9 protein-coding genes and 2 rRNA genes (1 of these 11 running past the window's edge) are annotated in these 12,131 nt (G+C 39.2%); 10 read left to right on the forward strand and 1 reads right to left on the reverse strand.

The features are described from left to right. Positions 1–98 precede the first annotated feature (98 nt). Entirely contained in the window at positions 99–710 is a 612-nt protein-coding gene (rpsD, locus tag PYW32_RS01890; protein ID WP_016176219.1) for a 30S ribosomal protein S4, read from the reverse strand. A 559-nt stretch (positions 711–1,269) separates the two neighbouring features. On the opposite strand from rpsD, the gene PYW32_RS01895 reads away from it, so the two are divergent. The 10 genes from PYW32_RS01895 to PYW32_RS01940 form a co-directional block, all read left to right on the forward strand. Beyond that, entirely contained in the window at positions 1,270–2,067 is a 798-nt protein-coding gene (locus PYW32_RS01895) for a formate/nitrite transporter family protein (protein WP_035009939.1), read from the forward strand. Between the two features lie 138 nt (positions 2,068–2,205). Continuing rightward, a complete protein-coding gene (locus tag PYW32_RS01900) occupies positions 2,206–2,991 on the forward strand; it encodes an HAD family hydrolase (RefSeq protein ID WP_016176217.1) in 786 nt (261 codons plus the stop codon). 12 nt (positions 2,992–3,003) lie between these two features. Next, entirely contained in the window at positions 3,004–3,426 is a 423-nt protein-coding gene (gene mgsA, locus PYW32_RS01905; RefSeq protein ID WP_016176216.1) for a methylglyoxal synthase, read from the forward strand. A 93-nt stretch (positions 3,427–3,519) separates the two neighbouring features. After that, entirely contained in the window at positions 3,520–4,317 is a 798-nt protein-coding gene (locus PYW32_RS01910) for a TIGR00282 family metallophosphoesterase (protein WP_016176215.1), read from the forward strand. Between the two features lie 21 nt (positions 4,318–4,338). Further along, entirely contained in the window at positions 4,339–4,755 is a 417-nt protein-coding gene (locus tag PYW32_RS01915) for a YlbF family regulator (RefSeq protein ID WP_016176214.1), read from the forward strand. Continuing rightward, positions 4,709–7,285, forward strand: coding sequence for a DNA mismatch repair protein MutS (gene mutS / locus PYW32_RS01920; protein ID WP_016176213.1), 2,577 nt, complete (start codon positions 4,709–4,711; stop codon positions 7,283–7,285). The genes PYW32_RS01915 and mutS overlap by 47 nt, the downstream gene beginning before the upstream one ends. A gap of 15 nt (positions 7,286–7,300) precedes the next feature. Continuing rightward, on the forward strand, positions 7,301–9,277 hold the full coding sequence (gene mutL / locus PYW32_RS01925) for a DNA mismatch repair endonuclease MutL (RefSeq protein ID WP_016176212.1): 1,977 nt from the start codon (positions 7,301–7,303) through the stop codon (positions 9,275–9,277). Continuing rightward, on the forward strand, positions 9,274–9,831 hold the full coding sequence (locus PYW32_RS01930) for a Maf family protein (RefSeq protein WP_016176211.1): 558 nt from the start codon (positions 9,274–9,276) through the stop codon (positions 9,829–9,831). The genes mutL and PYW32_RS01930 overlap by 4 nt, the downstream gene beginning before the upstream one ends. Positions 9,832–10,321: 490 nt before the next feature. Then, positions 10,322–11,880 (forward strand): 16S ribosomal RNA (locus PYW32_RS01935). A gap of 228 nt (positions 11,881–12,108) precedes the next feature. Beyond that, positions 12,109–12,131, forward strand: a 23S ribosomal RNA gene (locus PYW32_RS01940); it runs 2,892 nt beyond the window's last position. The 16S and 23S rRNA genes sit together here, the layout of an rRNA operon.

Below are 12,131 nucleotides of genomic sequence, written 5' to 3' on the forward strand. Positions count from 1 at the left end.
AACTACTAGTTGAATAGTGGTTATCGGCGCGTTTTATTTTGTAAGAAAAAAACAACCAAAACTCTGTAAACAAAGTTTTGGCTGTAAGAATAAATTTCTTATAGTTTTTGGTTGTAGTATTCAACGACTAAAGCTTCGTCAACTTCAGGAGTTAATTCGTCACGTTCTGGTAAACGGATTAATGATCCTTCTAGTTTGTCAGCATCGAAGCTTACGAATGCTGGACGTCCAACAGTTGCTTCAACAGCTTCTTTAATAGTAGAGATACCTTTAGATTTTTCGCGAACGCCGATCACTTGACCAACTTCAACGCGGAATGAAGGGATATCAACACGTTTGCCATCAACAGTCACGTGACCGTGGTTAACTAATTGACGTGCTTGACGACGAGTAGTTGCTAAACCTAAACGGTAAACAACGTTGTCTAAACGACGTTCTAGTAATACCATGAAGTTAACACCGTGTTTTCCTTCTTTAATTTTGCTTGCTTGTACGAATAATGTACGGAATTGACGTTCATTCATGCCATACATATGACGTAATTTTTGTTTTTCATTTAATTGCATACCGTACTCAGAGCGTGATCCACGGCTGTTTGGTCCGTGTTGTCCTGGTGCGTATGGGCGACGTGCTAATTCTTTTCCAGTGCCAGATAAAGAAATACCTAAGCGACGAGAAAGTTTCCATGATGGTCCTGTATAACGAGACATTTAAAAATTCCTCCAATAAAATAAGTTTTTTGGAGTAAAATAATCCGATGAAAAATTCATGATACGTGTAGTTCGTTCTTCAACCTTCACCTTCGCAGCCGCGGTTACGCAATTGTACCCGTAGAGGGCAACGAACTGGTGACGTATGATTATTTTTCTGCTGCATTATTTTACACAAAGTATAGTATATGATAAATCAAGCAGAATTGTCAAGTTAAACTCATTGGTCTTTTCAGCATAATTTTACATTTTTTGTGAAAAATATATTGGAAATAAAATCTAGTTGTTTCATAAAAGGAAGATATTTTCGCTTAAATTCTCACAATGTGCGTTAATTGAAAGATGAAAATACTAGAATTTAGAATAGAAAAAACAATGAATAGAAAATAAAAAACATCGGTAACCTTTGATAGGTATGCTTTTATGAAAAAATAATGAAAGGGCAAAAGAAAAAACAAAAAAGAAAGTAATATTTTTCACAAAATTCTTTACAAAAGCAAAATTTCTCTTTAGAATGAAAGGGTAAGTTTGAAAAAAAGAAGCGAAGGTGAAAAAAATGATGAATCCAATCTCCCCATTATTTGAAAAAATTGATTCTTCCATTAGTAAAAAAGTGGATTTAATCGAAAAAAGCTATATCCGTTATGCTGTCCGCGCAATGTTGGCATGTTTGTTCTTAACGTTAGGTACAGCAATTGCTTTTTCGATTGCAATGAAAGGTGAAGACATTGCACATGGTTTTGGAAAAATGTTGTATGCGTTTATGTTTAGTTGGTCGTTGGTAATGATTTTATATATGAATGCGGAATTAGGGACGTCCAATATGTTGTATATGACTGTTGGTGTTTACCGCAAACGTTTGTCAGTGAGTCTCGCTTGCAAGATCTTATTCACATGTATTTTATTTAACTTAATTGGCGGCGTATTGTTTGGTTATTTTGTCTCATTAACTGGCCCATTCCAAAATCTACCAGCAGATAACTATATGTTTGAAGCGATTGCGACGAAATTGAATAAATCAACCATTCAAATTCTTGTTGAAGGTATTTTTGCAAATATCGTTGTAAACACAGCTGTTTTAGCAAGTATGCGGATGAAAGATGATGCCGGTAAGGTACTGGCCATTATCTTTATTATTTTCATTTTCGCCTTCTTAGGATACGAACACGTTATCGCGAATTTCCCAGCATTTTCATTAGCTTATTTTGCTTCTCACGGAACAATTGAAGCGATGACTGCAGGAAGTGTTATTCATAATTTAACGTTTGCCTTAATTGGAAACTATATCGGTGGGGGATTAGTTATCGGATTAGTATATGCATGGTTAAATAATTCAAAATCAAATTATGTGGATTAATTTATCCGTTTAAGTTACCGAGTCTTTTGAGATTCGGTAACTTTTTTTACATGATAAAAGCAATCAAGAATATTGAAAAGACTAAGTATCTATGTTTTAGTAGTAGTAAGAAATAAAAAAGAAAGCGAGTTAACAGACGTGGAACGTAAATTATTTGCCTTTGATATTGATGGCACGTTATTAGATTCAAATAAACAAGCTTTACCTAGTACGATTAAGGCTTTAGCAGAGTTGCGAAAAGCAGGTCATTTTGTCACTGTAGCGACGGGTCGTAGTCGTTATTTAGCTAAGCCAGTCATTGATGCGTTTAATTTTGACAATTACATTCTTTGTAATGGGGCAGCAGCTTTTTTAAACCATGAACAAGTTTATAAAAATTTACTACCTGATACGCAAATTCGTGCATTTATCCAAGAAGCGCATGATTTAACAATTGATACATCTTTTGTGGGTTTGGATGTTTCAAAGCGCTCAACGACGTTTGACCCAGAACGCATGGAAGAAGCCATGCGTTCGTTTGGATCGACAACGCCGGAATTAGATCCAGCGTTTATTGATACGGATGATGTTTATCAAGTATTAGCCTTTTATGACCATGAATTAGAACATTCTTTTGATGAAAAATACCCTGAGTTGCATTTTGTTCGTTGGCATGAAAAATGCGTAGATGTTATTCCAAAAGGTGGCTCGAAAGCAACAACGATTTTACATGTTGCGAATCAAGTGGGTCTGAGTAAAGAGGATGTCATTAGTTTTGGTGATGGTATGAACGATCGTGAAATGTTGGCAGCTTCCGGTATTGGTGTGGCTATGGGGAATGCGACGGATGAAGTTCGTCAATATGCAGATATGATTACAGCTGATAATAACAATGATGGCATTTGGAAAGCATTAGTCGAATTAGGTTTTTTGACTGGAAAATAGGAGGAGTTCGCTATGAAAATTGCATTAATCGCGCATGACCGAAAAAAAGATTTAATGGTGAAATTAGTGAGTGCCTACAAGCATATTTTAGAAAAGCATGAATTGTTTGCAACAGGAACGACAGGTGGCCGAATTCAAGATGCCACACACTTGCCTGTGCATCGCTTTAAATCGGGGCCATTAGGTGGCGATCAACAAATCGGTGCGATGATTTCAGAAGATGCCTTGGATATGGTGATTTTTTTACGTGACCCGTTAGCTGCTCAACCACATGAACCCGATGTGACAGCTTTAATTCGTTTATCCGATGTGTATGAAATTCCCTTAGCAACAAATATTGGAACAGCAGAAATTTTACTTCGTGGTTTAGATGCTGGTTTTGCTGACTTTCGTGAAGTGGTTCATGAAATGGATCATACTCCGTTGTCGTTTTAAATAACTTCAAAGAGTTTGGAACCCCAAACTCTTTTTTTTCTACTCTAAAACCTTTATAATAGTAAAAGATGTTAATAGAGAAGAGGAAAATATGTGCGGGTTTTATTTATTGGTGATGTTGTTGGCTCATTAGGCAGACAAACGGTGACAGATTATTTACCGAAGTTAAAAAAAGTCTATCGTCCACAAGTCACAATTTTAAACGGTGAAAATGCGGCTGCAGGTCGTGGTATCACTGAAAAAATCTATAAAAAATTTTTACAAGACGGTGTCGACGTGGTGACACTTGGGAATCATACATGGGACAATCGAGCAATTTTTGAATTTATTGATGATGCCAAAAAAATGATTCGACCAGCGAATTTTCCTGAAGCAGCACCAGGTAAAGGAATTGTTTATGTCAAAGTGAATGCGATTGAATTAGCGGTGATTAACTTACAGGCACGTTCATTTATGGTGGATATTGATGATCCATTTAAAAAAGCAGAACAGCTAGTTGACGAAGCACGTAAACGCACGCCATTTATTTTTGTCGATTTTCATGGAGAAACAACGAGTGAAAAGCAAGCGATGGGGTGGTATTTGGATGGTCGTGTTTCAGCAGTTGTTGGCACGCATACACATGTGCAAACCAATGATGCACGCATTTTACCAAAAGGAACCGCCTATTTATCTGATGTAGGTATGACTGGACCTTATGATGGAATTTTGGGAATGAAACGCGAAGCTATTATTGAGAAATTTTTAACAGCATTACCACAACGTTTTGAAGTTGTCGAACAAGGTCGTAGTATTCTGTCTGCTTGTATCATTGAAATTGATGAACAAACTGGAAAAGCCAAATCGATTCAACCAATTCAAATTAGTGAAGACCGCCCGTTTACAGAATAATCCAGAATAGAGGGGAAGAAGTTGAGTCCTTTAGAGCAAGAACCACAAATCCAACATGAATTAGAGGTATTGCTAGATTTATTAGCGGAACATCCGATTATTAAAGAGTTCAAACAAGTGCAGAAAAAAGCACGTCAAAATGAACATTTGAAAGAAATCGAAGAAGCGATTAAACGTGCGCAAAAAGATGCGGTGCAATATGCACACTATGGAAAACCTGAGGCCGAACGTCAAGCGATTATTCGCATTAATGAGTTGAATCAAGAATATGCCGAACACCCATTAGTGATTGCGTATCGAGAAAAATTAATCGAAGCCAATGATTTATTGCATTATGTAACTACCAGCTTGCAACGGCAAGTGAATCAAGCCATTGAGGAGGAAGAAACAAATGCCTCAAAAAACGAAGCATACCCCAATGATGGAACAATACTTTAGCATCAAGGCTCAATACCAAGATGCTTTTTTGTTTTATCGACTAGGGGATTTTTACGAATTATTTTATGAGGATGCGCTACAAGTGGCACAATTATTAGAATTAACTTTAACAAGTCGCAATAAAAATGCTGAAGATCCGATTCCTATGTGTGGGGTTCCCTACCATGCAGCAGCGAATTATATTGATACTTTAGTTGAGCAAGGTTATAAAGTAGCGATTTGTGAACAAGTCGAAGATCCTAAAACAACTAAGGGGATGGTCAAACGTGAAGTTGTCCAATTAGTGACACCGGGTACGGTGATGGATGGGAAAGGATTATCTGCAAAAGATAATAACTTTTTAACCGCCTTGGCATTCGACGGTACACATTATGGATTTGCTTATGTCGATTTAACGACAGGTGAGTTGCGCTCAGCGGTTTTAGAAGATGACGAAGCTGTTTTAAATGAAGCATCAGCTTTGCAAACGAAAGAAGTCGTATTTACGACTGAAATCCCTGAAACGGTTAGTGAATTGTTAGAAAGTCGTCTAGGTGTGATTTTTTCTACGCAAGAAGCCTACGAAGAAAACGCTGAATTTCAATTTTTAACGAGTGATTTAGATGTAACATTAGAAAAAGAAGTTACCGGTAAATTACTCAGTTATTTAGCTGTGACACAAAAACGAAGCTTAGATCATATTCAAAAAGCGGTGTCATATCAACCCGATCATTTCTTAAAAATGGACTATTATTCTAAATTTAATTTAGAATTAACCCAATCGATTCGTACCGGTAAAAAACAAGGAACATTGCTTTGGTTATTGGATGAGACCAAAACCGCTATGGGTGGCCGATTATTAAAACAATGGTTAGACCGTCCGTTAATTCAACAAAGTCAAATTACAGCTCGTCAAGATCAAGTTGCTTCACTAATTCATGCCTTTTTTGAACGGGCAGATTTGCAAGAAGCATTAACCAAAGTCTATGACTTAGAACGTTTGGCGGGACGAGTCGCCTTTGGTAGTGTTAATGGTCGTGATTTGATTCAATTGCGGACATCGCTACAACAAGTTCCCTATATTCATGCCATTTTGTCAGGCATCGATCATGGCGAATGGCGGGAATTATTGACTCGATTGGAACCGATGGATGACTTGGTTGCACTAATTGATTCAGCGATTAATGAAGATGCGCCTTTGCAAATCACAGAAGGAAACATCATTAAAGATGGTTTTAATGAACAGTTAGATCAATACCGCAAAGCGATGCGTAATGGTAAACAATGGTTAGCTGAATTAGAAGCAAAAGAACGCCAAGCAACTGGAATTAAAAATTTAAAAGTCGGTTTTAACCGTGTCTTTGGGTATTATATTGAAGTAACGAAATCGAATTTGACGAATTTAGAAGAAGGCCGTTATGAACGCAAACAAACTTTAGCAAATGCGGAACGCTTTATTACGCCAGAATTGAAGAAATTGGAGAAATTGATTTTAGAAGCCGAAGAACAATCGGTGGATTTGGAATATCATTTATTCTTAGAAGTTCGTGAAGAAGTCAAAAAAGCAATTGAACGTCTTCAACGCCTGGCTAAAGCAATTAGTAGTGTTGATGTCTTGCAAAGTTTTGCGATGATTAGCGAACGTTACCAATACGTTCGTCCAGAATTAAATACGGAGAAAACCTTGAAAATCGTCGATGGTCGTCATCCAGTTGTCGAAAAAGTTTTAGGACATCAAGAATATATTCCTAATACCATTGATATGGAGAAGGAAACATTAATACTTTTGATTACAGGACCCAATATGTCAGGGAAAAGTACCTATATGCGTCAACTCGCTTTAACTGTCGTCATGGCACAGATTGGTTGTTTTGTTCCTGCGCAATCAGCAAATATACCGATTTTTGACCGAATTTTTACGCGTATTGGTGCAAGTGATGATTTAATTGCCGGTCAAAGTACCTTTATGGTCGAAATGATGGAAGCCAATCAAGCGTTACGTTATGCAACGCCGAATAGCTTAGTATTATTTGATGAATTGGGGCGTGGAACGGCTACGTATGATGGGATGGCATTAGCGCAAGCAATTATTGAATATATTCATAAAGAAGTTCGTGCGAAAACACTCTTTTCCACTCATTACCATGAACTAACCGTGTTAGAGGAAGAATTAAAACATCTTCGTAATATTCATGTAGGTGCCGTAGAAAAAGATGGCGAAGTTGTTTTCTTGCATAAGATGATGGAAGGTCCTGCCGATAAGAGCTATGGGATTCATGTCGCAAAAATTGCTGGATTACCACCAGAATTGTTGCAGCGAGCAGATGTCATCTTACAAGCGTTAGAAGAAGGCCATAACGCGCCAACACCACCTACAATTGTGGCAGAACCAACTATAATAGAAGAAACGCAACAATTATCTTTGTTTAATGAAGTGAATCCACAAGAACAGAAAGTCTTGGAACAATTAACGGCGTTGAACATTTTAGAGATGACCCCGATGGATGCGTTAAATGCGTTGTATGAATTGAAAAAACAAATGCAAAAATAGAAAGAAGGGGAGACAATGGGAAAAATCCAAGAATTGTCTGAACGTCTTGCCAATCAGATTGCAGCAGGGGAGGTCGTTGAACGACCTGCCTCTGTGGTGAAAGAATTAGTGGAGAATGCCATTGATGCAGGAAGCACCCAAATTGATATTTTATTAGAAGAAGCTGGATTGAAAAAAATCCAAGTAACAGACAACGGCGAAGGTATTGCTGAAGAAGATGTGATGAATGCATTTAAGCGTCATGCAACCAGCAAAATCCATACGCGTGATGATTTGTTCCGAATTCGAACCCTCGGATTTCGTGGCGAAGCATTGCCGAGTATTGCTTCTGTCTCAATTGTTAGTGTCGAAACAGCAGCTCAAGAGGAAACGCAAGGAACTTTTTTGAAGATGAAAGGTGGAACGGTTGAAGAACATCGTCCATCTGCTTTACGTCAAGGAACTAAAATTACGGTTGAACAACTCTTTTACAATACGCCTGCTCGTTTGAAATATGTGAAGACATTGCAAACCGAGTTAGCGAACATAGGTGATATTGTGAATCGTTTAGCGCTTAGCCATCCAACTATTGCTTTTCGGTTGGTGCATGACGGCAATAAAATGATGACAACTTCAGGAAATGGCGATTTAAAACAGGCAATTGCGGGTATTTATGGGTTACAGACTGCAAAAAAAATGCGTCCTATTTACATAAAAGACTTGGATTTTGAAGTTCATGGGTATATTTCCTTACCAGAAGTGACGCGCGCTAGTCGTAATTATATTTCAACCATTATCAATGGTCGTTATATCAAAAATATTGCCTTGAATAAAGCAATTGTCAATGGTTATGGTTCGAAATTAATGGTTGGGCGTTATCCAATTGCTGTCGTAGAAATCAAGATGGACCCACTGTTAGTGGATGTTAATGTACATCCAACAAAACAAGAAGTTCGTTTGTCGAAAGAGTCTGAACTAACAGCGTTGATTAGTAAAGCAATTAATGACGTTTTACGAGAAGAAAATTTGATTCCAAATGCAGCTGATAACTTGCGCTTTAAAAAGAAAGTGGAACATCAAGAAAAAACAGAACAATTAGCTATTGAACTCGAACAACCTAAAAGTAGCAAACATGGGTTGAGTTTTGATAAAGAAACAGGCAGCTTTTATATAGAAGAAAGTTTTGTTGATCCATTACCAGAATCCCCTGTTAATGAGTTACCTACAGTGCGTGAAGAAATTGAGATAGCCAGCTTTGATCAACCGGTTGTTACTAATGAAATACCAATAGTGCCGGAAGAGGACACTTTTGAACCAGTTGAACAGACCCATCCGGAATTTGATATGCATAAAAAAGGATCACAAATGATTGAACGTTTGCAAGAAGAGCCTACTAAGCAACGTTTTCCACATTTAGAGTATTTTGGCCAGATGCATGGGACGTATTTGTTTGCTCAAAGTCAAGAAGGATTGTATATTATCGATCAACATGCCGCGCAAGAGCGGATTAAATATGAATACTTCCGTCAAAAAATTGGCGAGGTGGGGAATGAGTTGCAAGAACTACTTGTACCAATTGTGCTTGATTATCCTAATAGTGATGTATTGAAATTAAAAGAGCAAGCCACTGCTTTGCAGGAAGTAGGGATTCATCTAGAAGAATTTGGTGCGAATAGTTTCATAGTACGTGCGCATCCTACTTGGTATCCGGCTGGTCAAGAAGAAGAGATTATTCGTGAGATGATTGATATCTTATTGACAACAGGGAAAGTGAGTGTGCATCAATTTAGAGAAGCGACAGCGATTATGATGAGTTGTAAACGATCGATTAAAGCCAATCATTATTTAAATTCGCAACAAGCGCGAGTTTTATTAGAGGATTTAGCAAAATGTGCTAATCCTTTTAATTGCCCGCATGGTCGTCCTGTTTTAATTCATTTTACAAATAGTGATATGGAAAGAATGTTTAAACGAATTCAAGATCCACATCAATCTCGAGGAGGCGAAGGATGACCATTATTTTAGCGTCACAATCACCTAGAAGAAAAGAACTCTTACAATTGTTAGTTGATGAATTCGAGATTATTCCAGCAGATATTGATGAAACCATTCAACCGAGCGATGAACCGAAAGAGTATGTTTTACGAATGGCAAAAGAAAAAGCCCGTGTGATTTCTCAACAACATCCAGAATCATTGGTTATTGCCAGTGATACCATTGTGGTAAATGAGCATGACATCTTAGGGAAACCAACCTCACGTGAAGATGCCCGTCGTATGTTACAACAAATGAGTGGTCAAACACATGACGTTTATACTGCGGTTGTTATCCATTCTAAGGAAAAACATCTTGAACAAATTGCTGCAGCTCAAGTCACTTTTTTTGATTTATCGGAGGATGAAATTACTCGTTATCTTGATAAACAAGAATATCAGGATAAAGCAGGAGCATATGGTATTCAAGGTGCAGCTGCTACTTTTGTCCAAACGATTAATGGGGACTATTATGCCATTGTGGGATTTCCAGTGGGGGTTGTTCATCAAATGTTAAAAGAATTCAGTCTTTAGAGGCTGAATTCTTTTATTTTCTATTGACGAGTCGTATGGAAGTATGATAAATTATTCAACGTTGGTTTTTAAATGTAAGTTTACGAAATATTTCTGAAAATAAATTGAAATAAATTGTTGACTTCGTTTGAACTAGATGATATTATAACAAAGTCGTCAAAAACGAATGATGTTAAAAGTGTTTGAAAACAAGAGAATTACTTGTTGACAAATAACATGATAACCGTTATGATTGATGAGTTGCTGTTGAAAAAGAGAAATTCTTGTTTAAAAACTTTTTGAAAAAAACAGTTGACATTCACTTGTTAAACTGATATGATATAAAAGTTGCTGATACAGCAAATGTAGACCTTTGAAAACTGAACAAAGCAAGCAAACGAACCAATTGTGTAGGACACTTCTACGAGGTAGAAGTTATACAACAAGCAAGCAAATAGCTAGCAAAGTTAATTTTTTATGAGCTTAACAATCGCAAGATTGTTTCAAATTTTTTTATGAGAGTTTGATCCTGGCTCAGGACGAACGCTGGCGGCGTGCCTAATACATGCAAGTCGAACGCTTCTTTTCCGCCGAACTTCGGTTCATTGGAAAAAGAGGAGTGGCGAACGGGTGAGTAACACGTGGGTAACCTGCCCATCAGAGGGGGATAACACTTGGAAACAGGTGCTAATACCGCATAATGCTTTTTCTCGCATGAGAGAAAGCTGAAAGGCGCTTTTGCGTCACTGATGGATGGACCCGCGGTGCATTAGCTAGTTGGTGAGGTAACGGCTCACCAAGGCAACGATGCATAGCCGACCTGAGAGGGTGATCGGCCACACTGGGACTGAGACACGGCCCAGACTCCTACGGGAGGCAGCAGTAGGGAATCTTCGGCAATGGACGAAAGTCTGACCGAGCAACGCCGCGTGAGTGAAGAAGGTTTTCGGATCGTAAAACTCTGTTGTTAGAGAAGAACAAGGATGAGAAGAGAATGTTCATCCCTTGACGGTATCTAACCAGAAAGCCACGGCTAACTACGTGCCAGCAGCCGCGGTAATACGTAGGTGGCAAGCGTTGTCCGGATTTATTGGGCGTAAAGCGAGCGCAGGCGGTTTCTTAAGTCTGATGTGAAAGCCCCCGGCTCAACCGGGGAGGGTCATTGGAAACTGGGAGACTTGAGTGCAGAAGAGGAGAGTGGAATTCCATGTGTAGCGGTGAAATGCGTAGATATATGGAGGAACACCAGTGGCGAAGGCGGCTCTCTGGTCTGTAACTGACGCTGAGGCTCGAAAGCGTGGGGAGCGAACAGGATTAGATACCCTGGTAGTCCACGCCGTAAACGATGAGTGCTAAGTGTTGGAGGGTTTCCGCCCTTCAGTGCTGCAGCAAACGCATTAAGCACTCCGCCTGGGGAGTACGACCGCAAGGTTGAAACTCAAAGGAATTGACGGGGGCCCGCACAAGCGGTGGAGCATGTGGTTTAATTCGAAGCAACGCGAAGAACCTTACCAGGTCTTGACATCCTTTGACCACTCTAGAGATAGAGCTTTCCCTTCGGGGACAAAGTGACAGGTGGTGCATGGTTGTCGTCAGCTCGTGTCGTGAGATGTTGGGTTAAGTCCCGCAACGAGCGCAACCCCTATTGTTAGTTGCCATCATTTAGTTGGGCACTCTAGCGAGACTGCCGGTGACAAACCGGAGGAAGGTGGGGATGACGTCAAATCATCATGCCCCTTATGACCTGGGCTACACACGTGCTACAATGGGAAGTACAACGAGTTGCGAAGTCGCGAGGCTAAGCTAATCTCTTAAAGCTTCTCTCAGTTCGGATTGTAGGCTGCAACTCGCCTACATGAAGCCGGAATCGCTAGTAATCGCGGATCAGCACGCCGCGGTGAATACGTTCCCGGGCCTTGTACACACCGCCCGTCACACCACGAGAGTTTGTAACACCCGAAGTCGGTGAGGTAACCTTTTTGGAGCCAGCCGCCTAAGGTGGGATAGATGATTGGGGTGAAGTCGTAACAAGGTAGCCGTATCGGAAGGTGCGGCTGGATCACCTCCTTTCTAAGGAATAGTACGGAAACTACACATCGTTTGCCTTTGTTCAGTTTTGAGAGGTTTACTCTCAAACGAATTTGTTCATTGAAAACTGGATATTTAAAGTAAAGAAATCAAAACAAACCGAGAACACCGCGTTGAATGAGTTTTTTAATAAGTTCAATTGCTTATTTTTCTTGATAAAACTTCTATCGCTAGAAGATCTTTATCAAAACCCAACCGTAAGGTTGATAAGGTTAAGTGAATAAGGGCGCATG

The sequence above is a fragment of the Enterococcus saccharolyticus subsp. saccharolyticus genome (assembly GCF_029023825.1).
In the GTDB taxonomy this organism is placed as follows: domain Bacteria; phylum Bacillota; class Bacilli; order Lactobacillales; family Enterococcaceae; genus Enterococcus_F; species Enterococcus_F saccharolyticus.